The 24659-nt window shown below is 57.7% G+C and carries 14 protein-coding genes, 1 tRNA gene and 2 pseudogenes; 12 read left to right on the top strand and 5 right to left on the bottom strand.

Annotated features, from left to right (window positions below):
* Positions 1-204: 204 nt before the first annotated feature.
* Positions 205-280, top strand: a tRNA-Lys gene (locus ACP15U_RS08655).
* A gap of 484 nt (positions 281-764) precedes the next feature.
* Here ACP15U_RS08655 and ACP15U_RS08660 read toward each other — a convergent pair.
* The 3 genes from ACP15U_RS08660 to eutB all read right to left on the bottom strand — a co-directional run bounded on the left by ACP15U_RS08660 (position 765) and on the right by eutB (position 4595).
* The gene (locus ACP15U_RS08660; protein ID WP_425044756.1) at positions 765-2138 is read right to left on the bottom strand and encodes an aspartate aminotransferase family protein; all 1374 of its coding nucleotides are present in this window, start codon (positions 2136-2138) and stop codon (positions 765-767) included.
* A 473-nt stretch (positions 2139-2611) separates the two neighbouring features.
* Complete coding sequence (locus ACP15U_RS08665) at positions 2612-3598, bottom strand: cyclodeaminase (RefSeq protein ID WP_425044757.1); 987 nt, start codon at positions 3596-3598, stop codon at positions 2612-2614.
* Positions 3588-4595 (bottom strand): hydroxyectoine utilization dehydratase EutB, encoded by a 1008-nt coding sequence (gene eutB / locus ACP15U_RS08670; protein ID WP_425044758.1) that lies wholly within the window; start codon positions 4593-4595, stop codon positions 3588-3590. The genes ACP15U_RS08665 and eutB overlap by 11 nt, the downstream gene beginning before the upstream one ends.
* Before the next feature lie 275 nt (positions 4596-4870).
* Here eutB and ACP15U_RS08675 point away from each other — a divergent pair, with 275 nt between their 5' ends.
* Positions 4871-6055 carry a M24 family metallopeptidase gene (locus tag ACP15U_RS08675; protein WP_425044759.1) on the top strand — a complete coding sequence of 395 codons (1185 nt, stop codon included), beginning with the start codon at positions 4871-4873 and terminating at the stop codon, positions 6053-6055.
* A gap of 2 nt (positions 6056-6057) precedes the next feature.
* Complete coding sequence (argE, locus tag ACP15U_RS08680; RefSeq protein ID WP_425044760.1) at positions 6058-7215, top strand: acetylornithine deacetylase; 1158 nt, start codon at positions 6058-6060, stop codon at positions 7213-7215.
* 111 nt (positions 7216-7326) lie between these two features.
* Here the strand turns inward: argE and ACP15U_RS08685 are convergent, their stop codons facing one another.
* On the bottom strand, positions 7327-7770 hold the full coding sequence (locus tag ACP15U_RS08685) for an IS5 family transposase (RefSeq protein WP_425044761.1): 444 nt from the start codon (positions 7768-7770) through the stop codon (positions 7327-7329).
* A gap of 48 nt (positions 7771-7818) precedes the next feature.
* Between ACP15U_RS08685 and ACP15U_RS08690 the strand changes: the two are divergent.
* The 9 genes and pseudogenes from ACP15U_RS08690 to ACP15U_RS08730 all read left to right on the top strand — a co-directional run.
* A pseudogene (locus tag ACP15U_RS08690) lies at positions 7819-8859 on the top strand (IS3 family transposase); the annotation flags it as partial.
* A gap of 719 nt (positions 8860-9578) precedes the next feature.
* Entirely contained in the window at positions 9579-15458 is a 5880-nt protein-coding gene (locus ACP15U_RS08695) for a GAF domain-containing protein (RefSeq protein ID WP_425044762.1), read from the top strand.
* 10 nt (positions 15459-15468) lie between these two features.
* Positions 15469-15798 carry an Hpt domain-containing protein gene (locus ACP15U_RS08700; RefSeq protein WP_425044763.1) on the top strand — a complete coding sequence of 110 codons (330 nt, stop codon included), beginning with the start codon at positions 15469-15471 and terminating at the stop codon, positions 15796-15798.
* On the top strand, positions 15791-16831 hold the full coding sequence (locus ACP15U_RS08705; protein WP_425044764.1) for an adenylate/guanylate cyclase domain-containing protein: 1041 nt from the start codon (positions 15791-15793) through the stop codon (positions 16829-16831). The genes ACP15U_RS08700 and ACP15U_RS08705 overlap by 8 nt, the downstream gene beginning before the upstream one ends.
* A 906-nt stretch (positions 16832-17737) precedes the next feature.
* Positions 17738-17950, top strand: a complete 213-nt coding sequence (locus ACP15U_RS08710) for a helix-turn-helix domain-containing protein (protein WP_425044765.1) — start codon at positions 17738-17740, stop codon at positions 17948-17950.
* Between the two features lie 160 nt (positions 17951-18110).
* Positions 18111-19781, top strand: a complete 1671-nt coding sequence (locus ACP15U_RS08715; RefSeq protein WP_425044766.1) for a tyrosine-type recombinase/integrase — start codon at positions 18111-18113, stop codon at positions 19779-19781.
* Entirely contained in the window at positions 19774-20820 is a 1047-nt protein-coding gene (locus ACP15U_RS08720; protein WP_425044767.1) for a tyrosine-type recombinase/integrase, read from the top strand. The genes ACP15U_RS08715 and ACP15U_RS08720 overlap by 8 nt, the downstream gene beginning before the upstream one ends.
* A gap of 363 nt (positions 20821-21183) precedes the next feature.
* Positions 21184-22458, top strand: coding sequence for an adenylate/guanylate cyclase domain-containing protein (locus ACP15U_RS08725; RefSeq protein ID WP_425044768.1), 1275 nt, complete (start codon positions 21184-21186; stop codon positions 22456-22458).
* Between the two features lie 125 nt (positions 22459-22583).
* Positions 22584-22977, top strand: a pseudogene (locus tag ACP15U_RS08730) (transposase); the annotation flags it as partial.
* A 660-nt stretch (positions 22978-23637) separates the two neighbouring features.
* On the opposite strand, the gene ACP15U_RS08735 reads toward ACP15U_RS08730, so the two are convergent.
* Positions 23638-24294 (bottom strand): GNAT family N-acetyltransferase, encoded by a 657-nt coding sequence (locus ACP15U_RS08735; RefSeq protein WP_425044769.1) that lies wholly within the window; start codon positions 24292-24294, stop codon positions 23638-23640.
* Between the last annotated feature and the right edge of the window lie 365 nt (positions 24295-24659).

Genomic DNA, 24659 nt, shown 5'->3' on the forward strand with positions numbered 1-24659 from the left:
CCCCGGTTTCGACATGAATCCAGACTGACACTGCTATTCTGCAAAAAAGGGCTTGACCCCCCCCGAGAGCTTACATAGATAGCCCGCCTATCGGGACGGCACAAAGACCCCTGCGCGCCTGCTCGATAAGCAGCCTGAGCACTTGCGCCAATCGCGCGAACTGCATATGGATGCACCGGGATCTAACAGGATCTCTCAGATAGTGGGCCGTTAGCTCAGTTGGTAGAGCAACTGACTTTTAATCAGTGGGTCGCAGGTTCGAATCCTGCACGGCTCACCACTTTAACCGATTAATCGGAAACGAAAAGCCGCCGAGCAATCGCTTGGCGGCTTTCGTCTTTTTCATACACTGCGGGATTTTGTGATACATTTCGGCCCAAATGATACACCCACAAATGGGTATTGATGCTGTCACCTGACACATCTGGCGAGTTGGACTGTGCTACGGGTTCACGGTGAACCCAGCGACGGGTTTCGATGATTAAGTGATACTTTCTCGCTGTTTCAGAATGGCTTCACCCCGGACATCTCATTACCCCAACTCTTGAATTCCCAGATTGCAAAGGGCAACCGGTCCGAGCCCGTGTTTGCGACTGCGCCGCGGACACCCGTTACAATAGCGATTTTTGGTCTAGCCAGTTGGCAGCCTCATTCACCTGCTTCCAGAACAGAAGAAAGCCGAGAGCCCCGCGTCCAAGCCCTGTTTGCCAATGACCGCAGACGGTTGGACGTATCGACCAGTGTGGCTGAGATTTCTGTGCGGCTTACCCCAGAACGGCCTTCACCGCAGCAACTGTCCCGGCCACCACCTGATCGGCCTCTTCGCGGGTCAGGCAGAACGGTGGCGCAAAGCCAAGGATGTCGCCTTGCGGCATGGCGCGGGCGATGATTTTGGATTGCTCCAGTAGCTTGGCCGAGATCTGCGGACCGATCTTGTCAGCAGCGTCAAAGAAGATGCGGCTGTCCTTGTCTTTCACGAATTCGACCGCGCATAACATTCCTTCGCCGCGCACGTCGCCGACATGGGGATGATCTGTCAGTGCGGCACGCATGGCTTCGTTCAAATAGGCACCAACCTCGCCCGCGTTTTGCACGAGGTTCAATTCATCGATCAGTTTCAGGTTGGCGACACCCGCCGCCGCTCCGATCGGGTGCGCGGAATAGGTCCAGCCATGACCAATGGGACCGTTTTCATCGGTGCCTTGCTCCAGCACCTTCCAGACCTTATCCGACACAATCGACCCGGACAGCGGCGCATATGCCGAGGTCAACCCTTTGGCGATGGTGATCATGTCGGGCTCCATTCCGTAATGGTCCGAGCCAAACATGGTGCCGAGGCGGCCAAAGCCGGTGACAACCTCGTCAGCAACCAGCAGGATGTCGTGCTTTCTTAAGACAGCTTGAATGGCATCCCAATAGCCTGCGGGCGGGGGAACGATGCCGCCCGTGCCCAAAACCGGCTCGCCAATGAAGGCGGCAATGGTGTCGGCGCCTTCACGTTCGATCAGCGCTTCCAGTTCGGCTGCGCAATGAGCCACGAACTGCTCTTCTGTCTGGTCCAGACTGTCCCGGCGGTAGTAGTACGGTGCTTCGGTATGGATCACCTGCTCGACCGGCAGGTCGAACTTCTTGTGGAACAACTCCAACCCGGTCAGCGAACCGGTCACCAGGCCCGAACCATGATAGCCGCGCCAGCGCGAGATGATCTTCTTCTTTTCAGGGCGACCAAGAATGTTGTTGTAATACCAGATCAGCTTGACGTTGGTCTCATTTGCGTCCGAGCCTCCGAGACCAAAGTAAACCTTCGACATATTCTTCGGTGCGCGATCCAAGATCATTTTGGAGAGCGTGATCGATGCCTCAGTGCCGTGTCCGACATAGGAGTGATAATAGGCCAACTCCTTGGCCTGCTCTCCAATGGCTTCGGCAATGTCCTGTCGGCCATAGCCTACGTTCACGCAATAGAGTCCGGCAAATGCATCCAGAAGCTTGTTTCCGTCGCGATCCTCAATAAAGACGCCCGATGCAGTCTTGATCACTCGGTTCGGGCTTTCGCCGCGAGCGTGTTGGGCCAGATGGGTCGAGGGGTGGAAAAAGTTCTCGCGATCCCACTGGTCGAGTTGGTCGTTTTTGAGCATGGCTCACCTCGTATCTTTGGGGCGGGCGCGCCGCCGGTGGATGTTTGGGAGCCGCGCACAAGAAAGTGGGACCGACTCCACTCCCCGACAGCAGCGCGCAATGCCTTTATTGCCGAGATTATGGGAGTTTAGCGTGGATGGATTGGGGATACTAGGAGGAGATGGCAGCTCAGAGCTCATATCTCCCAATTGCTGCACCCTGGATGAATGGCCGCGAAGTGGCAGAAGGTCGGATTCAGGTTTCGCAGGCGACAAAAGAAAGATTAGGGCCGACTTCGTTTTTTAAGAAATACCGAGTTACGACCTGAAGGGGAAAGGACCAATGCAAACCTACTGGCTGGTGTCCAAAGCGCGTTGATCTGCTCGGCCTCGGCCTCCACGCTGCCGCCAGTTCAAAAAAGCAGACCTGAGAGCCTAGAAATTCAACGACCGCAATGTCCCTGCGGGTCCTAACGGATTATTGGCCAGAACCTTTACGTCCGCAGTATCTGACCGGCAGTCCGAAAATGCTTGCGCACATGGGTGGCAATTGCCGTGTCCTGTGCGCCGGTTCCTGTGAGATCGCAGATGGTGATGGCATCGGGCGATGCACGGCCGGGTTTAGCGCCTGTGATTACCTCGCCCAGCTCGACTGGCGTGCCTTTATCCCAGAGACCGGCTGCCTTGGCGGCCTCAAGCTCGCCGGAGACCGCGCACTGGCTGGCGCTATCGCAGATATACGCGTTTGCGACCATAAGTGCGGCGGGGTCAATCTCGTTCTTGCCGGTCTGGTCCGAGCCCATGGCGGTAATGTGCAGACCGGGATGCAACCATTCCGCCTTGAGCACCGGTTCACGCGCGGGGGTGGTGGTGACCACCAGCTGCGACCGGGCAACCAGATCCGCCGGTTCCGTCACCACCTCGGCCTCGATCCTCAACACCTCGCTCAGATCCGCAGCGCAGGCATCGGCTTTCTCCGGGTCACGGCCATACACCAGAACCCGATTGAACGGTCGCACCAAACGGGCGGCGATCATTTGCAGGCGGGACTGTACACCCGTGCCAATCACTCCAGCAGTATCCACCGTCTCGGGCGCCAGATGACGTGCGGCAACGGCACCCGCTGCGGCAGTGCGTACGTCGGTCAAATACCCATTGTCGAGGAACAGGCTTTCCACCAAACCGGTATTCGCTGAAAACAAGATCATGAGCCCATTGAGACTGGGCAGACCCAGTTTCGGGTTGTCAAAAAAGCCGGGGCTAACCTTGATTGCGAACCCGTCAAACCCGGGAATATAGGCGGTTTTCACATCAACTTCGCCATTTACCTCGTGCAGATCCATCGAAAGGATCGGCGGCATTACCACCTTGCCCGAGGCCAGCGCCGCGAAGGCCCGCTCCACAACGTCAACTGCGGTGAGGTCGAGCTTGACTGCTTCTTTCAATTCCGCCTCGGTGACGACCTGAATGTCATGCGCCATAGGTTTTGCCTGTTACTTCAAGGTCTCCGATCATCACGTCCTGCCCGATCATAAGTTTCGCAAATGTTGGCATGTCCAGGTTACGCCCTGTAATCACCGTACCAACGGGGCCGCACGGTTTGGGCAACTTGTCAGCCAGCATTGCCGCCTGACCGACGACTGAAGCCCCCTCAGCCACCATGCGATCCTCATAAAACATCACCTGCATGGCGTGCAGGATTTCCCCTTCGGTTACCAGAATGGTGTCATCCAGAAGATCGCGGCAGATGGGATAAGACAAACGGTTTTGCAATCCAATCCCTCCGCCTAGGCTGTCCGCAAGAGATGAGAACTCCGGCACCTCGACCGGTTCGCCCGCACGGATCGACGCATGCATGGCCGCGCCGCGATCCATGGATATGCCGATCACCTTGATGTCGGGTTTGATCGCCTTGGCCGCCATGGCAATGCCAGCGGCAAGCCCGCCGCCGGACAGCGGCACCAGCAGCATGTCCAGATCTGGCCGCGCCTCCAGCATTTCCGACCCGATGGTGCCCTGACCGCTGATCACGTGAACATCGTCGAAGGGCGAAATCTCCACCAGCCCCTCGGTCTCGCACAGGCGCAGGCTTTCCCGCATCGCCTCATCCTGAGTGGTGCCGATGATGCGCACATCAGCGCCGAGCGCCTTGATCCCATCTACCTTGGCCTGCGGCACCAGTTCGGACATGCAGATCACCGCCTTTACCCCGCGCCGGTTGGCGGCAAAGGCCACACCGCGCCCGTGGTTTCCCGTCGAGCAACAGGTAACACCCCTGACATCGTCAGGCAGAGCCATCACCGCCGACATCGCGCCACGCAGCTTGAACGCGCCCGTTGGCTGCATGGTCTCCATTTTCATCAGAAAGTCATGGCCTGCCACCTTCGTCATGTACGGGGACGGGATCAGTGGCGTATTGTCCGCCACACCGCGAATTCGATGTCGAGCGTTAAGTATGTGGTGAAGGTTAACTGTCATTCCGTGCGTCCGCGGGTGTCGTTTTTCATATGTGTCGTGGTGCAGTCGCTACTTTGGGAAGCCTTTCAAAGTTATGCAAAGTGCATCGGTCACCAGCGCCTATACACAAAACTACAGAGATATTCCTTTCGGCAATCGGGAAAAACGACTCCCGAGTGCCGGTTTCTTACAACTACCATCCCGCTACTGACAGGTATTTTGGGTGAAAAGGCACTGGCCAATCAACGAATTGGCTCACGTGATGTATATCTATTCTTTTCATTCATGAGGTTGCGATGCCCATCGAACATGCGCCATTCAGTCAGGAGGAATATGACCGCCGAATTGCCAAGACACGAAGGGCAATGGAAAAGGCAGGGTTGGACCTGCTATTTGTCACCGACCCGTCGAACCAGGCCTGGTTGACTGGTTATGATGGCTGGTCTTTCTATGTCCATCAGGGTGTGCTTCTGGGGCTCGAAGGGGAACCAATCTGGTGGGGTCGCAATATGGATGCCTTGGGTGGGCGGCGTACCTGTTGGATGGTCGACGAAAACATCCACGGATACGCAGACAAATTTGTGCAATCCACCGTGTGGCACCCCATGCAGGATCTGGCCAGACATATCTGCGCACTAGGGCTGGATGCTGCCCGGATCGGGGTGGAGATGGAGAACTACTATTATTCGGCCAAGGCACATGCCGTGCTGGTCGAGGAGTTGCCAAATGCCTCCCTGCAGGACGCAACGGCTTTGGTGAACTGGCAGCGGCTGGTCAAGTCTGACGAGGAAATCGGGTTCATCCGAAAAGCCGCCCGCATCTCCGAAAAGGTGATCCAGACTGCCATTGACCGCGCCGCACCCGGTGTGCGCAAAAACGATCTGGTGGCCGATATTCTCCATGCCGGAATCACCGGGGTCGGTGACGATTGGGGCGACTATCCCGCGATCGTGCCCCTGACCCCATCTGGTCTGGACGCCACAGCCGCCCACCTGACATGGAACGGGACCCCGATGAAAGCGGGAGAGGCCACATTTTTCGAGCTATCGGGCTGCTATAGGCGGTATCATGCGCCGCTGTGCCGGACCGTTTACCTTGGTACTCCACCGCAAGAGATGCTGTCGGCCGAGCAGGCCCAGATCGAAGGGATTGTGGCCGGGTTGGAAGCCGCCCGCGCGGGTAACCGGACCTGCGACATCGCCAATGCGTTCCTCGATGTGTTGGCAAAGCACGGCATTCAGCGTGAAGGGCGTATGGGTTACCCCATCGGGCTCAGCTATCCGCCGGACTGGGGTGAGCGCACCGCCTCGATCCGAACCGAAGATGACACCGTTCTTGAGCCGGGTATGGTATTTCACTTCATGCCTGCACTCTGGATGGAGAGCTGGGGGTTGGAAACAACCGAAACCATTCTGATCACTGAAAACGGGCCGGCCGAGGCCCTGTGCAAGATGGACCGAAAACTCTTTGTGAAGGGCTGAACGTGAGCACTCTTGCGGACACAAAGACCCTATTGGAGGAGTTGATCAGCTTCCCCACGGTGTCCTCTGACAGCAATCTGGACATGATCCGGCACCTTGCCGAGCGGTTGTCGGTCTGCGGAGCCGAGGTTGAAATCTGGCAGGACGAAACTGGGACCAAGGCAAACCTGTTCGCTACATTAGGACCGAAACGCGACGGGGGCATCGTGTTGTCGGGCCATTCCGACGTGGTGCCGGTGACCGATCAGGACTGGTCCTCAGATCCATTTGTGATGGAGGAACACAACGGCAAATGGTTTGGGCGCGGCGCGTGCGACATGAAAGGTTTCATCGCCGCAGCTGTCGCAATGGCACCGCACTATGCAACTCTGAATCTGCAGCGCCCGGTACATTTTGCCTTCACCTATGACGAGGAGGTCGGCTGTTTCGGCGCGCGCGCGCTGGCTGAGACCCTGCGCGAAAAAGGCATCAAACCTGCGGTGGCGATCATTGGTGAACCGACCTCGATGCGGATCATTGAAGGGCACAAGGGCTGTTACGAATATACAACCCATTTCACCGGCCTCGAAGGGCATGGGTCCGGTCCCGATCGGGGCGTGAACGCAGTGGAATTTGCGGTGCGCTATGTTTCGAAACTGCTGGAGCTAAAGGCGGATTTGCGGGGCCGCGCACCTAAGGGCAGCCGGTTCGAGCCGCCTTGGACTACAATCAACACCGGTGCATTGGTGGGGGGCATGGCCCACAACGTTATACCCGGCAAAGCCCGGGTGGAATGGGAGATGCGACCGGTTCAGAAATTCGATGCCGACTACGTAAAGGACGAGCTGCAACAGTTCTGCGTGCATACGCTTATCCCCGCAATGCAGGCCGTGCATCCCAAAGCCGGGATCGAGACCGAAGTGATCGGCGAGGTTGATGGGCTTGAGCCCATGGCGGAAAATGAAGCGCGAGATCTGATAATGGACCTTACGGGCGCCAATGGCGCTGACGTGGTGCCCTTTGGAACCGAAGCCGGCATTTTTCAGGGTCTTGGCATGTCGGTGGTCGTCTGCGGACCCGGCTCCATAGATCAGGCGCACAAGCCGGATGAACATGTCGCCATCGATCAGATAAGACAATGCCTCGATATGCTTGATCGCCTTTCCGCCAAGCTGGTCTGAAACGGCGGGGCCACAGGCACCTTTCCGTCTTCTTGATCGCCATTCTGTGGGTTTTGAACCGCCTCTGTAGGGCAATATTTGTCCCTAAATTGGCGGACTACCACCATCGCCTCAACCTGTCACAACCCTAGGGTCTGGGCTCATTGAGTCTCGAAGCCAGTAGATGACGATGGCCGCGAGCGCGATTGCTGACAGGAATACCTTCGGGCACCTGTCGTAACGTGCCGCCACACGCCGCCAGTCCTTGAGCCTGCCGCACATGATCTCGATCCGATACCACCGTTTGTAGCGGCGCTTGTCGTATTTTTGGGTCTTCTTGCGTAGTTTTCGCCTGGTAATGCATGCGTGTATCCCTTTGTCTTGTAGCGCTTCTCTGAACCAATCGGCATCGTAGCCGCGATCCCCGAGTAGCCAATCGACCTTTGGGAGGCTGCTGAGCAAAGCCCGTGCCCCGATGTAATCGCTCACTTGTCTGGCGGTCGCGAACAGATCAAGCCGTCGCCCTTGGCTATTGCAGATGGCATGCAGCTTGGCCCCTCTCGTTGATTGTTCCAATCACCTGCCGGTCAAGGGTTCATACCGCTTTTGGTTCGACCTCCCTCTCATCGCTGGCGCAAGCAATATGACGGAATGGGCGTGGATCAATTTAAGGAACTGAAGCGGCTTCAGAAGGAGAATGAACCGCTGAGACGAGGTGTGTCGACCTGACGCTGGACAAGCTGATCCTGGCGGAAGCTGCAAAGGGAAACTTCTGAGCCCCGCTCGCCGCCGGGCTTGCATCGATCACGTCCGTAACCAATTCAACGTTTCTGAACGCAGAGCCTGTCGAGTGCTTGGACAACATCGATCCACCCAGCGGTGTATCCCGCAAGGCCGGGCAGATGAGGACCAACTGGTGGCCGACATGATCGAACTGGCCAGGCAGTACGGCCGATACGGCTACCGTCGGATAGCAGTGTTGCTGAGAGACGCCGGGTGGTCTGTCAGCGATGGACGGATCGAACGGCTGTGGCGACAAGAGGGGCTGAAAGTGCCAACAAAACAGCCGAAGAAGAGCCGGCTCTGGTTTAACGACGGGTCATGCGTTCGGCTGAGGCCGGAGTATCGTAACCACGTGTGGAGCTACGACTTCGTTCATTGCCGGACGGATGATGGCAAAGCCTTCCGGAACCATAACATAATCGATGAGTTCAGCCGGGAATGCCTGTCCATCAGAGTGGAGCGGAAGCTGAATTCGACCAACGTGATCGACGCCCTGACGGACCTGTTCATACTTCGAGGGACGCCCGGCTTCATACGCTCAGACAAAGGCCCGGAATTTATCGCCCAGGCCGTCCGCGACTGGATTGCCGCTGTCGGTGCCAAGACTGTCTACATCGAGCCCGGGTCACCCTGGGAGAACGGCTACTGCGAAAGCGTCAACGGGCGCATGCGGGACGAGCTGCTCAACGGCGAAATCTTCTACAGCCTGCGCGAAGCTCAAATTCTGATCGAACAATGGAACCTCTCGGCAGAATGCGCTGCATTCGCCCGCCGGTCAGCGGGAAACACTACAACACAAAACGCCCCCACACTGCTCTGGGCTACCGCCCCCCAGCACCTGAAACCGCCATCCCGATGGATCACAGGCCGATGATGCACTAACAATCAACTTGGACCAGTCAGATCGGGTTGCTCATGGTGACCAAACGCACGAAAGCGCCCCAGAGGGCGCTTCGCAGGATAATTTGGTTGCGGGAGGGCGCAACCGCCGTTGCAGAACGGAGCTCAGGTGTCTTCTAACACCCTAAAAATAGGAAAGTTTGGATACAAACGACGTTACGCTGGCGTTCTCGACTTCCAGAAACTAACTTGGTTCTTTCTCCAAACCAGACCTTCGTGCATGATGCAGCATTCCGGCCCGACGGACTACCGCTATGCGGACTTTGCTGCCGCAAGATTTTTGTGACCGAATGGCTGGTATCTGCGATTCACGACATTGACGACAGGATCTTGGGGCTAAATTAGGACGTTAACACCTGAGTGAAATAAGCCCCGTTGCTGCAGGTTTCCTCCGTTCGACCGCGAATTGACTCACTCGAGAAGTCCGATCACGGACTCGGTTTTTCGAACCCTTTGCGGAGCTATGATATCGATAGCCAGGTGTTTCAGCGCGGACCCGGGCATGCACTAACTTGTTCGCCCGAATCAGCCGTGAACAATCCGTGTTTGTGACACCGGGGCCAGTCGCTGCATTTCATATCTGCGACGATGGTGCTGCGGCAGACCGGCGTACTTTGATGCTGTTGTTTCTTGGAGGCAAGATAGCCACAAGGCGCTCTTCCGTTTATGCTTTGATTTGAACCGGTTTTGGAGCGTCGCGTATGCAAGACCAACCGCCAGAAGATGAAGCTGTCGAACTGCGTGCCGAATTGGAACGGCTGCGCGAGCGCGAGGCGGCCACGCGACGCATCCTGGAGATCATCGGCGAGGCGACGTCCGATGTCGGACCTGTCTTTGATGCCATCCTTGAAACCGCCGCGCGACTTTGCAATGCGCCTTTCGCGTGCCTGTTCCAGGTCAACCCAGAGCGGACGCATATGACAATTCCGGCATCCTACGGATCGCGCTCCCGGTTCGTCGATCTCATCAACGAGGACCCCCTGCCACTGGATCCGTCGCAGGCGCAGACCGCACAATGCGTGCTCGAAAAACGCTCGCTTCAGGTTGCCGATTTCCGCGACAGCGACATCTATCGGTCCGGTCAGAAACACCGGGTGCATGCCGTCGAGGTCGAAGGCATCAGGACTGTCCTGACCGTTCCGCTGGTGATCGGCGACGAGGGTATCGGCGTAATTGTCCTTTACCGGCGAGAAGTGGCTCTGTTTTCGGATGACGACGTGCGCCTGATCGAGGTATTTGCCGCCCAGGCCGCAATCGCTATCGAAAATGTCAGCCGGTTCAAGCAAACGAAAGAATCTCTCGAACAGCAAACCGCGATGGCGGATTTGTTGAAAGTCATCAGCCGGTCGACTTTTGATCTGCCGAAGGTGCTACAGGCGGTTCTGGAGTCAGCCGCGCGGCTCTGTGACGCGTCGATTTGCATCCTGTTCGAACGGGTCGATGGCGCGTTGCACATGGGAGCGAACTATGGATGCACGCCGGAAATGGTGGATTTCCACCGCGCCAATCCCAATCCGATCGACCGCTCGAACATTGCCGGGCGAGCGACACTGGACAAAGCGACCATCCACGTCCCCGACATTTCAAAAGACCCCGATTACAAGCTTAAGAGATCCGTTGAACTGGGCGGGTGGCGGTCCATCATCGCCGTGCCGCTGATCCGCGACGGCGAAGTGTTTTCGGTCTTGGCCCTTGCCCGGCCAAAAGCCGAAGGTTTCTCGGACCGCCAGATCGAAGTGATGGAAAGCTTTGCAGATCAAGCGGTTATTGCAATCAACAACGCCAACCTCTTCGACGAGGTACAGCAACGCACCGCTGAAGTCAGCGAAGCGCTGGAGTATCAGACCGCCACAACCGAGGTGCTGGGCGTCATCTCGCGCTCGCCCAACGAATTGCAGCCGGTGCTGGACTCTATCCTGCAAGTCGCTTCACGGATCTGCCTGCCGCAAACCGCCTATGCCTCTCTCTTGAACCCCGAAGACGGCGCCTATCACGTGGTCGCCACTCACGGCATGACCGAGGATTTCCGGGCGTTCCTGACCGAGGTTGCGTTCGAACCGGACCTCAAAAGCTGCACGGGCCGCACGGCCTATCTTAAGGAAACGGTCTATATCGAAGACACCGACACCGACCCGCATTTCGAATGGAAGGATGCCGCGAAGCGGGGCAATTTCCTCTCGGCCCTCGGCGTCCCGCTGATCAAGGACGGGGTGGCGGTCGGGGTCATAACCCTGGGCCATGCCGACCGGGGCGCCTTTTCGAAGAAGCAGATCAATCTGTTGGAAACTTTCGCGGCCCAGGCCGTAATCGCGCTCAGCAACGCGCGCCTTTTTGACGAACTGCAACAGCGCACCGCTGAAGTCGAAGAGGCACTCGAATACCAGACTGCCACGTCGGACGTGCTCGAGGTGATCTCGCGCTCGCCTGACGCGGTGCAGCCGGTGCTGGATGCCATTCTTGAGGTGGTCGAGCGCATCATGGGGCACAAAGGCGGCTACATCGCGCTGCTGAACGAAGAAAGCGGTTTTTTTGAGCCCCGCGCCGTCAGCCATGCATCGCCGGAAATGGTCAAGATCGTTGAAAGCTCGCAATTTGCGCCGGACGACACAACCACGACGGGCCGCGTCGCCATGACCGGCAAAACGATCCACATTCCCGATCTGGCGAATGATCCGCAATACGGCTGGTCCCAAAACGCAAGCATAGGAGATTATGCCTCGACTGTCGGAGTTCCTCTGAACAACAAGGGCCGCACGGTGGGAGTCATCACGGTCGCCCATACCGAGACGCATGTGTTTTCAGAAAAACAGATCGCGCTGTTTGAAACCTTCGCCGCGCAAGCCGTGATTGCGCTCAATAACGCCAGCCTCTTCGACGAGGTGCAGCAACGAACCGCCGAGGTGACCGAGGCGCTGGAATATCAGACCGCCACATCCGAGGTGCTGGGAGTTATTTCGCGCTCGCCCAACGAGTTGCAGCCGGTGCTCGACACGATCCTGCGGGTCGCCTCGCGGATTTGCTCCCCGGAATACGCGTTTATGGCCATGCGCGGCGAGGACGGCCTTTACCGTGTGGCCGAGTCGCACAACGTCACGCAGAAGTTCCTGAAATACCTCGATGACAACCCCGTCTCGCCCAACGAAGGGTCCTGCATCGGGCGCACCGCGCTGCATGGAAAGACGGTCTATATCGAGGATACGCGCAACGACCCGACCTACACCTGGAAGGAGGCCGCCGAGATCGGCGATTTCCTGACCACCCTTGGTGTGCCTCTGGTCAGCGAAGGGATTACCGTCGGAGTGATCGTGATGGCCCAAAGCGAGGTCTCGGCCTTCACGCAAAAGCAGATCGAACTTCTGGAGACCTTCGCCGCACAGGCCGTCATCGCCATCAACAACGCGCGCCTTTTCGACGAACTGCAGCAGCGCACCGCTGAAGTCACCGAGGCGCTTGAGCAGCAAACAGCTACGGCGGAGGTCCTGGAGGTCATCAGCAACTCGGTCGAGGATGCACAGCCCGTCTTCGAGAAAATCCTCGCCAGTTGTCGTGGGCTGATCCGGTGCACCAGCCTGTCCGTCCTGACCCTCGACGACGATAGTCAGGTACATCTGAACGCCGTTCACGGTGAAGAAAGTGCACTGGCGGCAACGCAGGGGTTTCAGCCGGTTCCATTGGAGAAAACCATCATCGCTGAGGCGGTGCAGAAGAACCGCCTGATGCACTACCCGGATGCGCTGAACGGGCCGGAAACGTTTGACGTCTTGTCCAGGCTGGCGGCGAAATACGACAACTTCTCGGTCCTTGTTGCGCCAATGCTTTGGCGGGGCAAGGCCATCGGCGCCTTGTTCGTCACGCGCAGCCTGATCGAATTCAAGGACTCTCCGTTCACAAAAAAAGAAGTCCACGTTTTGCAAAGCTTTGCCGACCAGGCCGTCATCGCGATCCAGAACGCGCGGCTCTTCAATGAGACGCAAACCTCGCTCGCGCGTCAGACGGCCAGCGCGGATGTGCTGAGGGTGATCAGCCAGTCGCCCACCAATGTCACACCGGTCTTCGAAGAGATCGCTCAAGCCGGTGTGCGGCTGGTTTCGGCGGACATGGTCGGCGCAATGATCGTGGGTGACGGGCAGTTCGACATTGTGGCCCGCGCCACGTCTGACGGTCTTGTTCCTCTGGAGGGCGATCCCGGTTTTCCGACCGATCCGGCCAGCAACTTTCCCGCCCAGGTACTGGTCAACCGGGAAATGCTGCATCTGCCAAACTGGGACGAGATCACGCTTCCGGATTTCGAGCGCTCGGCATACGACACCCACGGTGTGCGTGCCTCGCTAATAACGCCGCTCCTGCGGCGTGGGGTCTGCATCGGCGTGTTGGCCTTTGCGCGCAAAACCGCCCGCGCCTTCAGCAAAGAAGAAATCGAACTGGCGCAGACCTTCTGCGACCAGGCCGTGATCGCCATCGAAAATGTGCGGCTCTTCAACGAAACCGAGACCGCGCTGGCCCGGCAGACTGCCAGCGCCAACATTCTGCGGGTGATTAGCGCGTCGCCCAACGACGTGATCCCGGTGTTTGAGGAAATCGTTCAGGTCGCTGTCCAGCTCGTCAAATGCGATACCGTTATCACGATGATGAAGGAAGGCGACGCGCTCAACCAGGTGGCGGTGGCAACGCCAAACGGTCTGCAGAAAGACCCGGCCAAAATCGGCGTCAGGATCGATCCGGATCACAACTTTCCTTCTCGAGCGCTGGTGGAAAAGCGCATGCTCCACATCCCCGACTGGCTGGACACCGAATTGCCAGAGCATGAGAGCGTCATGCAGAAGCGTGTCGGCATTCGCTCCAGTTTGGCGGTGCCGCTGTTTCGCGGCGACGAACGCGCAGGGATTCTTTATTTTGTCCGCAAGGACCATCGTCCGTTCACCCAGGAAGAAATGGACATCGCGCAATCGTTAAGCGATCAGGCCATCATCGCCATCGAAAACGTGCGGCTTTTCCGCGAGGCGCAGGAGGCCCGGGAAGAGGCCGAAAAAGCCAACGAGGCCAAAAGCGCCTTCCTAGCCACCATGAGCCACGAGATTCGCACCCCGATGAACGCCGTGATCGGGATGAGCGGGCTGCTGATGGACACCGAAATGGATGCCGAGCAGCACGACTATGCCCGCACCATCCGCGACAGCGGCGATGCGCTCTTGGGGATCATCAACGAAATCCTCGACTTCTCGAAGATCGAGGCAGGGCAGATGGACATCGAAAGCCATCCCTTCGACCTTCGCGACTGCGTCGAGTCCGCGCTCGACCTGATCGCGGGGCGGGCCGCGGAAAAGCAGCTCGATATCGCCTATATCATGGATGACGACGTGCCGGCCGCGATCAGCACCGACTTGACGCGGCTTCGTCAGATCCTGTTGAATCTGCTGTCCAATGCCGTGAAGTTCACCGATGAAGGCGAGGTCGTGCTTTCGCTATCAGCCAGCCCGGCCGACGGTGGAAAAGTTGCCCTGGATTTCGCCGTGCGCGACACCGGCATCGGCCTTACCAAAGCCGGGATGAAACGCCTCTTTCAGTCTTTCAGCCAAGCCGACAGCTCGACCACACGGAAATATGGCGGTACCGGTCTGGGGCTTGCGATTTCGAAACGGCTGGCGGAACTCATGGGTGGTGCGATGTGGGTCACCAGCGATGGTGCCGGCAAGGGATCGACGTTTCATTTCACCATTCGGACCAAGCCCGCGAAGCTTCCCCAGGCGGCTGCGCGCAGCCTGATCGGAGAGCAATCCGAACTGGTTGGCAAGCGCCTTCTATTCGTGGATGACAACGCGACCAACCTGAAGATCCTTTCGCTGCAAACCGGGAAATGGGGCGCGGACCCGCAAGCCTTCTCGCAACCCCAAGACGCGATCAGTGCCTTGGAGGAGGGCGCGGCCTTCGATCTCGCGATCCTCGACATGCACATGCCCGACTTGGACGGCATCGGCCTCGCGCGCGCCATTCGAAAGCTTCGGCCCGAGTTGCCGTTGATCCTGTTCAGCTCGCTCGGGGTCCGGGATGTGAATGCTGAAGACGGATTGTTTGCCGCCTACCTCGCAAAGCCCCTGCGGCAGTCGCAGCTCTTCGACACGCTGGTTACGCTTTTCGCTCCTCTCGAGAAGACGAAGATCGTTTCTCAACCCACGGAGAAACCCAATACTGACCTGGACATGGCCAAGCGCCATCCGCTGCGGATCCTGTTGGCCGAGGACAACCTCGTGAACCAGAAGCTTGCCACGCGCCTCTTGGAGCAGATGGGCTACCGGGCCGACGTGGCCAGCAACGGCGTGGAGGCCCTGGAAAGTGTCGCACGCCAAACCTACGACGTCGTGTTAATGGATGTGCAGATGCCCGAAATGGACGGGCTTGAGGCGTCGCGCCGGATCAACACTGATCACCCCGATGGCAACCGGCCGAGGATAATCGCGATGACCGCCAACGCGATGCAGGGGGACCGCGAAATGTGCCTTGAGGCCGGGATGGACGACTACATCGCCAAACCGATCCGCGTCGATCGCCTTGTAGAGGCCCTGATGAACGTACCGAAACGATGAGATTGCAGAGATGACCGATACCCCGATTGACCAGGCCGTATTCGCTGAACTTCAAGACGCCACCGGCCCCGAATTCGCCGCCGAGTTGGTGACGACATTCCTAGACGAAGCGCCTGGGATGATCGCCGATCTTCGCGACGCAGCGACGCAGGGCGACGAGGATCGACTGCGTCGCGCCGCACATTCGATCAAGTCGAACGCGAACGTTTTTGGCGCCACGTATCTGGCGGAGATTGCGCGTGCGATCGAATTGGAAGGGCTCGGCGGGAACAGTCTGAGCGACCTCGACGCGGAATACGCCCGGATGTCTGCCGCGCTAAAGGTTCTGCTGGATGGCTGACGACAGCGGCCATATCCTGATCGTCGACGACAATAAGGTGAACCGGCTGCTATTGTCGCGCAATGTCGAGCTTTTGGGCCACCGGGTTTCTGTCGCAGAGAATGGCCGGATCGCGATGGAGATGCTGGCCACAGAGACATTCGACCTTCTTCTGCTCGACATTGAAATGCCCGAGATGGATGGCTTCGAGGTGCTCGAAGCTCTAAAGGCAGACACGGCGCTGCGGAACCTACCGGTAATCGTCACTTCGTCGGTGGAGGGTCTCGACAACATCGTCCGCTGCATCGAGCTTGGCGCCGAGGACTACCTGCCCAAACCCGTAAACAAAGTGCTCCTGAGGGCACGACTCGCGTCCGGCATGGAAAAAAAGCGGCTTCGCGACGAACAAAAGGAGCTTCTGAGGCGGTTCGCGACCAGCGAGGTGGCGCAGGACCTTGAGGAGTCCGGCTTTTCCATCGGCGGCCAACGCGTCTACGCATCGGTTCTGTTCTGCGACATCCGCGGCTTCACCGCGCTTAGCGAGGATCAGCCCCCCGAAGCGGTGATCGAGTTGCTCAATTCTTACTACACCCTTGCGTTCGAGGCGATCGGCAGCAATGGCGGGATCGTGACGCTGATGATCGGCGATGGGCTCATGGCCGTCTTCGGCGCACCACAACCGCTAGAAAACCCAGCCCAATGCGCCGTGACGGCTGCCCAGGACATGCTGGCCATGATGTCGGATTTTAGAGCGGAACGCGCCGCCATGGGCGAAGCCGGTATTCAGCTTGGGGTTGGCATCGCGACGGGTGAAGTCGTCGCCGGCTATGCCGGCACCGACCAACGCGCGACCTATACCTGCATCGGAAACACCGTAAACCTCGCCGCCCGACTTGAAGCGCACACGAAAACTGCACGATGTGAAATATTGATCGATGAGGACACGAGGAGTGCCTTGGACGACAGTGGTTTGGCCCAGCCCCTTGGTCATGAGCATTTCAAGGGGTTCTCTTCGCCCATCGGGGTTTATTTCATCAAACCTTCGCACGAATGATCGGCAGTTCACTAGATTGTCTCAATTAAGAATGGAACTGGGTTGAGCGGATTAATATCTGCTGACCGCGAATGCCGCGAAAAGTAACATTCTGAAATGGCTGCAATCGACATTTCGGCTTGGCGACCCGATCGATGCCACGCCTTAATTCGTGCCGAAAACAGAAGGCATCCGCATGGAAAATCAGTTGCGCAGTGCCTGAATATCCACCCATGAATATGTTGGTGCTCCGTGCCGTCCGCCGCGTCCGGTTTTTGCGCATAACGCTAGTTCGAGCGGACCGCAGCAATCGACACTTAGGGCTCGGAACCGACTTGCGGCATTGCAGAACAAATCCTTCTTTGAGCACCGCGTGAATGTCAGCTATCAACCCGTCCGCAGGAATTGCTCGCAAACGCAGTCAATGTTCGGAAGTCGGCCATATTGATGAGCCACTCCTTAGCGGCGAGGAAATGACGAGAGGCGGTGTCCGGCAATTCCCTTGCCTGGCCTGCGAATTGCCGATTTTGCAACTGAAAGGGAAGTAACCGAAAAGTAACCAAAAAATGTTGTTGTTCAATTGGTTAAGCGGTGCTACACGTGTGGCACTGTAAACCTAACCGCCTTATTGGGATTGAAACGGACGGCATATCGTCCGGGACGCACTCGATGGCAATGATCCTGATCTCGGTTGAGGTCAGTGGTCTGCTATCTGGAGCGCACTCCTAAGTCAGGCCATCGCGATTATTGTCACGTGCGGTTCCTTATGAAGGAACATGCCGATGACGTCTTCGTCTGCTCCCACGGGCACTCTGACCCTTTCTCAAATTCCCGACTCCCTGCTCGCTCTCGTGCGCCTCCTGGCGCGTGAGGTGGCGCTCGCGGACTTTGCAACCCGTTGCACTTCCGAGATCGGAAGGGCGGCCAATGCCTAACCTCCCCTTCTCTGACAAGGCCGAGTACCTTTCCGTTCGCCAAATATCTGAACTGTTTGGCTACCACACTAAGACGGTTCGCCGATGGATCGCCTCCGGCGATTTGCCTGCGACCAAGATTGGTCGCGACTGGCGGGTCGCCCGCAGTGACTTGAAAACCCTCGCCGCAAGCCGTTCCAACCGGGTTGCAGGCCATGTCCTCTAATGTGCCAAAAAGTCACGTGTTTTCCCGCTGTCGGGAAAACACCCCCACGGACTTCGGATATAAATTCGCTGCCTTGTTTTCCCGAATGTACGCCCGTGGGCCTCCTAGTCCCCCTGCGTCCCTCACTGTCCTCAATCTACTCAATTTTGGAGATGACACCATGTCTTACGAAAACACCAACACCATCACTCTTGCCGACGTTCTTGGCATCCTGACCAACGGAGATTTCGAGAAGGATCGGCGTCACAAGGCCCGCCTGTCTGCCGTGCGACGCATCGCGCACTTTCTGCATCGCGCCCCGTCCGACATTCCCGCGAACGTTCGCTCCCTGCGCCGGGATTTGAGCGGTCTTCACCCCGCTCAGTGCGGCGTTACGCCGAAGAGCTTGAGCAGCATCAAAAGCAACTTGGCCGATGCCCTGCGTGTGGCCGGTGCTCTGCCCTCCAACGAGCCGACTGCAGAGCGCAGTGCTGACTGGGAGGCCTTCTTGGGCCACGCAGCGGCAGGGCATCAGGTCTGGGGGCTGAGCCGGTTTGTAAACTACTGCTGCAATCGCGGGATCAATCCCCAAGATGTCACGGATGACATCGTATCCAACTATCGGAACTTTCTCGACGACGTCCTCCTGAAGAACGAACCGGCTGCGCACTGCAAGGCGATGGTCGAGACCTGGAACCATCTCGTCAAGCGCAACGAGTTGAAGCTGCCGGTTTTGAAACTGGACCGTCCGCAACGATACATTGCCCGCCCCCTGACGTCGTATCCGGAAAGTTTGCAAGCGGAGATCAGGACCTATCTCGACCGTCTGTCTCACGCCGACATCTTTGACGAGAACGGGCCTGACAAACCTCTGCGTGAGACGTCCCTGCGGAACATCGAGGCCCATCTTCGTCAGTTTCTCGATGCTCTGGTGTCCGACGGGGCAAAACCTGATGACTTCTTGCATCTGGCTGATGTTGTCACGGCGGCCAACATGAAGAAGGCCTTCCGAGCAATCGCGAAACGGGCGGGCTCCAACTCGATACCTTCTGGCCTCAGCAACATCGCCGCAACGCTCACGGCAATCGCACGCCATCATCTGAAAATGCCCGAAGAAAATTTGGAAAAAATTCTTTCGATCAAGAAAAAGGTGTCGTCGGACCCGGTAGGGATGAGCACCAAGAACGCTGAACGTCTGTCCCAGTTCAATGACTGGAACAACGTCGCGCGGCTCGTCTCGTTGAGCGAGGTGCTCATGGAACGGGCCAACACCACCCCCGTGTCGCGCAACAGCGCCCTCTTGGCCATGCATGCGGTTGCGCTGGCCGTCCTTCTGTCCTGTCCGATGCGGGCAAAGAATCTGGCGGGCCTGGACCTTGATCGCCATATCTCCGCCCGGCTGAATGGAACTCATACGCTTTACACGATCCGGATCGAGGGAACGGAAGTGAAGAATGATGAGCCGATTGAGGTAGCGCTGAACAACCGCACCTCCAAAACCCTCCACCGTTACATCACGCAGTTTCGCCCGCAACTGTCGGACGTGCCCGGGACAGCATTGTTCCCCCGGCGGAGCGATGGCAAACCGCGCGGCCCGGATAACTTCAGCTCCGACCTCAAAGCCCTAATCTACCGTGAAACCGGATTGGAGGTGCACACCCACCTCTTTCGGCATATCGCCGCCAAGCTGTACCTGAAGGAGCGCCCTGGCGACTTCGAAACGGTCCGCCGTTTGCTGAAGCACAAGAAGCAACAGACAACGATGGATTTCTATGCGGGCCTGTCCAACCAGTGGGCGCACGATCACTATGATGAAGTCGTCATGTCCAAGTGGGGAGGAAGCCATGGCTGAGCGCATTCCCCTCGTTCTCAAGTTCAACGATTGGCCCCAGGCGGATAAGATCGCTTGGGATGCACTGTTTGCACCGGGCGACATCTTCGACGATCTTGGACCTTGTGCGCATTGGTCCGAAGGCAGCCGAAAAAAACGGGAGCAAGGCTACGGTCAGTGGCTGTCTTTCGTTCGTCGCACCGATCCCAAAGCGTTCAACGAAACCCCGGCAATTCGGGTTACCGAAGTTCGCGCAAGTGCGTTCGTCGAAGAATGCGAAGCCCGCCTGCGTCCTGCCTCCACGAACGGGCTCATATCTGATCTTTTTGTGGTTGTCCGTGCCATGTCGCCGGATGCGGACTGGAATTGGTTGGCAACAGCGTCCAAGCGGTTTCATGGCAAGGCAAACCGCAAAAACTTGCCTCCGCCGCACCCTGTTGGGGCCGGGGAAATTCTCAGCCGGTGCCTCGATCACATGCAGAAGGTTGAACGCTCTGACCACTTGGCTCCATTGACGCGATCCATTCGTTACCGCCAAGCATTGATGATTGCGTTTCTGATTTGCCGTCCCGTCCGCCGACGCGCTCTTCTGGGCATGACCAAAAATCAGCATCTGAAGGTTACGCCCGAGGGATTTCACCTGCACTTTGCCGCCAGCGACATGAAGGACAGACGCGCCCGAGATTTCAGCATGCCCAAGATGCTCATCGCCCCCATGCGGCACTATCTGGATGTTCACCGCCCGGTACTGCTGCAGGGCAAAATCACCGATAGTCTCTGGATCAATCAGTACGGTGATTCCATTACGGCTGATGGGCTTTCCCGGGAGCTACCAAAGGTGACCAAACGCCTCCTTGGTGTTGGACTGGGACCGCACGCCTTCCGGCATATCGCTGCGACCACAATCGCGGAAACCGACCCAGAGCATGTGAATATCATTCGTGACATACTCGGCCACAGCACATTGGATATGGCCGAGAAGCACTACAATCGCGCCACCGGAATCTCCGCATGCAACGAGTTTCAGGCTATCGTAGAAGGCATCTGTAAGTCGCGATGATAACGCAGAGGCCCTCCAACACATTGTTGGTGGGTCTTGCACACTGCAGTGCAGTTTGATGTTGTTGCCGAAGCCGCCATTCGACAAGAGCGCGGCGAATTCACGCTGTGAGCCCATACCGGAAGTGCTTCAACTCCGTTGCTCGCAGATGCAGCAACACAATTAGTCGGGTCGTCAGCCACGCCGCAGAAAGAAAAGCGGTCGTTCATGCAGAGTGCAGCGAGTTTCCCGATGCCGATGACCGAGTTGCGGACGAAGCAGACTCTGGTGCAACATCAATGGCGCATCCGACTGGTCAGACATATCTTCCGTGTATAGCCTGTAGCCATGGTCCTACAGGGATTTGTGGTGGGGTATTTGGACATGGTGGAAGACACGTACCCGCAAGACCTTTTAGCTGAGCTTCGTAGTGGGCGTCGGCGGGAAGAAGCAACTCGGATCATTCTCGATGTCATTCAAAACTCGCGCGATGACGAAGGCCCTGTTTTCGAAGCCATACTTAATCAAGCTGCAGAATTGTGTGCGGCAAGCCAAGCGTCTTTGCAGCTTGCTAATGCAGAACGGACACAATTCGAAATTGCGTCTTACTGGGGGTTCAAGGCAACCGCCTTCAGTGTGGGAGGTTCAGCGCCATTGGACAGCGGCAGGCCGATCCCAGAGGCCATTCGAACCGGGCACACGGTCAACATTACCGACCTGAGAGACACCGATTTCTATCGTGAAAATGACCCAGTTGTCAGCCATGTAGTAGACGTTGAAGGTGTGCGCTCATGGGTGATTGTACCTCTAATGAACGGACAGCAGGCGATTGGCGCAATAGCTCTTAGCCGCAAAGAGGTTAAACCATTCGTAGAAACTGAAATTCAACTGGTGGAGAGCTTCGCGGCGCAGGCTGTCATTGCAATTGAGAACTCTCGCCAGTTCCGGGCGTTGGAAACCCTCAACGCCGAACTCGAGGACAGAGTCAAAGAACAAGTGAGCGAAATCGAACGCATGGGCAAGCTCAAGCGATTCCTACCCGCCGCTGTAGCCGACACCGTGATCTCTTCTGGTTCGGAGAAGCTGTTGGCGAGCCACCGCGCACTATTGGGCGTTCTTTTCTGTGACATCCGTGGTTTCACCGCTTTCTGCGAAACCGCTGAACCGGAGGAAACCATTGAGGTGCTGCAAACCTATCACGAGGAAATGGGCCGACTGATTAACGCCCATGGCGCTGGGGTTGATCACCGTATGGGCGACGGGATCATGGTTCTTTTCAACGACCCGTTACCTTGCGACGATCCCGCAGGTGATGCCGTTCGTCTTGCTATCGCGATGCGCACTCGTATGGGCGAGCTTTGCAGCGACTGGAAGCGTATGGGTTTCCGTCTCGGCTTTGGGGTTGGAGTGTCGCTGGGCTACGCCACCGTCGGCATGGTAGGTTTTGAAGGGCGTTCCGAATACACCGCATCGGGCACTGCCATCAACGTCGCTTCGCGTTTATGCGACATGGCAAAGGATGGTGAAATCCTTCTCAGTACCCGCGCCGCAATCGCCGTCGATGACGATTTTCCTTCTACCTCTGCCGGTAAGGTCACACTCAAAGGCATACGAGAACCGGTCGAGGTGTTCAGGTTGGCCCAAGGCAAAAAGTCATAACGAGCAAACATTAGCGTACGAGACCGCTGCGGAGATCGCAGCGGCAGCTCCGGGCTCAGTGGAGTAGCCCCCTGAAAGTGGTCCACCATCTGGGATAGATTGTCCCGCAAATTGGAGGATCAGCGATGGCTGGAAAGCGAGAGAAGCCGGAAGAGATTGTATCGAAGCTTCGACAGGTTGAAGTTCTGCAAGGACAAGGCGCGACGATTGCCGAGGCGGTGCGCCAGATTGGCGTTACGCAGCAGACGTTTTATATAGATGGCGGAAGCTTTATGGCGGGATGCAGCGGTCGCAGCTTGCTCGTCTGAAAGAGCTTGAGAAAGAGAACCAGCGGCTGCGTCGCGCTGTGTCGGACCTGACGTTGGACAAGCGCATTCTGAGCGAGGCCGCACGGGGAAACTTCTAAGCCCTTCGCGTCGTCGCAAGTGCATCAACCATGTGCGGCGGGAGCTTGGCGTGTCCGAGCGCCGCGCCTGCCGCACGCTTGGTCAAACGGAGGTCGACCGGCCGCAGTGTCCGCGACCTGTGAATTGCGGTCCAATACTCTGCTGCGCCATGAACGAATGGCGACTATCCCTGCCGCCGCGCAGCGTCGAAGACCGAGCAACTGCGGCGATTTTCATGCTGCGAGCGCACGCAGCGAGCAATTCAAATTCACAGGTTGGGCTCAGAGCAGACTTGCGGTGGCGCAGCGGAGCAAGCTAGGGCTACGCTCTGGAAGCAGCCATTGCCGAAAAGCATATACTTCAACATTTCAGCGGCGTGGTCCAATTCTCGGGCATTCGGCTGTTTGAAGCGGTCGTTAAACGAAATGCGACGGAGTGACGGCTTCGAGCCCACAGGAGACCAACAGATCCTTCGCTGCGTGCGCTCGCAGCGCAGATTATGCTGCAACGGCTAAGAACTCGATGTCGCAACGCAGCGTGAAGACCTGCCATTCATACAACGCGCAGCGAGAACGAAACGCTCAAGGATCGAGTCGCGGACTTTGCGGTCCTTCGAGCGAATGCCCCAAACAACGGCAACCTGCGCAAAGCTGCCGGTCATCCAGTCCGGTTGTCTCGCAGGTGCAGCAGTTCATTGGGACACACGACGCACCCAAAAGCGACCATCCGACGCCGATGCAGCTAGTGCCAGGAGGGAGCCAGAACCGACCATCGCCGACCCAAAGCCCGGAAGTTAGACGGGCAAGACCATGTGATAGTGAGTGCCCACGCCGTGGTCCTTCTCAAGTTCTGGAACACGAGTTTCCACGGAAACCTGCATTCCGATCCTCTTGTAAAACTGAACAGCGTCATTCTCCGCGGCAACGTCCAGGCAAACTCGCTTGCACCCGGCGTCCCGTGCCTTTGCCTTGGCGACATCAACCAGTCGTCGCCCGACCCCCATGCGTCGTGCGTCTTTGGAAACCGCCAGATCGAAGACGAAGTAGGACCCATCCAGCCCGTGCGGAAAAAGCTGCGCCATGAGGTCGAAGGCGTGGTCAAGGTGCTTTCGGAACGCAGGGCTTTCGTTTTGCCCTTGTCGTCCACGGGTATGGACGAAGTGCTCGTCAAATTCTTCAAGCGTGTGGGTCACGAGGACACCAAGGATATCCTCTCCCTGCATGGCAAGCGTGGTTTGTTTGTGGCAAACTATGCCCTCGGTCTCCGGCCAATCGTAGGCGAAGACTCGCCTCCAACGCTCCTGAGATCCAAACAGAAACTTCATCAGAGGAGGGTCAACGGTCCAGATCAGATCGGCGACTGGTTCCGGCGGATGATCGGCCTTCGCTGGAAGAATAGACAATTCCATTGCTGAATGACCCTCTCGATACTTGGCTCCCTGACTTACCATGCATCATTCCGATACGAGTTTCAAAATCGGAGGCATTTACTTTGCGTTAACCGGCAGATCTCTTGAATGGTTGGATGCCCGCTTCGTCCAAGTCCATCTAAACGACCTTGGTGCAGGGTGCCTCGAACGTCCGGTTCCTACTTCGCTGACCAGATGCCGGAAACGGACAGCAAGGAATGCTGCACTTGCGGCTAAGGCCCGCTCAGTCGGCAAAGCCGCCGGTCGTGCGGATCGCAGCATTCTGCAAGATGGGCTCGAAGCAGTCTTGCGGCGATGCAGCCGCGCCAGCTTGAGGCGCTCTCCGGAAGCAGCCGTTCGCATGGCCCACGTTCTTCTCTGCGTTCAAGCGGATGGCCTTGTCTGCC

Source organism: Primorskyibacter sp. S87, from assembly GCF_049801055.1.
In the GTDB taxonomy this organism is placed as follows: domain Bacteria; phylum Pseudomonadota; class Alphaproteobacteria; order Rhodobacterales; family Rhodobacteraceae; genus JBNAGF01.

What these genes read in the sequence shown, in the direction of transcription:
- ACP15U_RS08660 (WP_425044756.1), bottom strand. Translation starts at nt 2,138, where the DNA reads ATGCTCAAAAACGACCAACTCGACCAGTGGGATCGCGAGAACTTTTTC.
- ACP15U_RS08665 (WP_425044757.1), bottom strand. Translation starts at nt 3,598, where the DNA reads ATGGCGCATGACATTCAGGTCGTCACCGAGGCGGAATTGAAAGAAGCA.
- eutB (WP_425044758.1), bottom strand. Translation starts at nt 4,595, where the DNA reads ATGACAGTTAACCTTCACCACATACTTAACGCTCGACATCGAATTCGC.
- ACP15U_RS08675 (WP_425044759.1), top strand. Translation starts at nt 4,871, where the DNA reads ATGCCCATCGAACATGCGCCATTCAGTCAGGAGGAATATGACCGCCGA.
- ACP15U_RS08695 (WP_425044762.1), top strand. Translation starts at nt 9,579, where the DNA reads ATGCAAGACCAACCGCCAGAAGATGAAGCTGTCGAACTGCGTGCCGAA.
- ACP15U_RS08700 (WP_425044763.1), top strand. Translation starts at nt 15,469, where the DNA reads ATGACCGATACCCCGATTGACCAGGCCGTATTCGCTGAACTTCAAGAC.
- ACP15U_RS08705 (WP_425044764.1), top strand. Translation starts at nt 15,791, where the DNA reads ATGGCTGACGACAGCGGCCATATCCTGATCGTCGACGACAATAAGGTG.
- ACP15U_RS08710 (WP_425044765.1), top strand. Translation starts at nt 17,738, where the DNA reads ATGCCTAACCTCCCCTTCTCTGACAAGGCCGAGTACCTTTCCGTTCGC.
- ACP15U_RS08715 (WP_425044766.1), top strand. Translation starts at nt 18,111, where the DNA reads ATGTCTTACGAAAACACCAACACCATCACTCTTGCCGACGTTCTTGGC.
- ACP15U_RS08720 (WP_425044767.1), top strand. Translation starts at nt 19,774, where the DNA reads ATGGCTGAGCGCATTCCCCTCGTTCTCAAGTTCAACGATTGGCCCCAG.
- ACP15U_RS08725 (WP_425044768.1), top strand. Translation starts at nt 21,184, where the DNA reads ATGGTGGAAGACACGTACCCGCAAGACCTTTTAGCTGAGCTTCGTAGT.
- ACP15U_RS08735 (WP_425044769.1), bottom strand. Translation starts at nt 24,294, where the DNA reads ATGGTAAGTCAGGGAGCCAAGTATCGAGAGGGTCATTCAGCAATGGAA.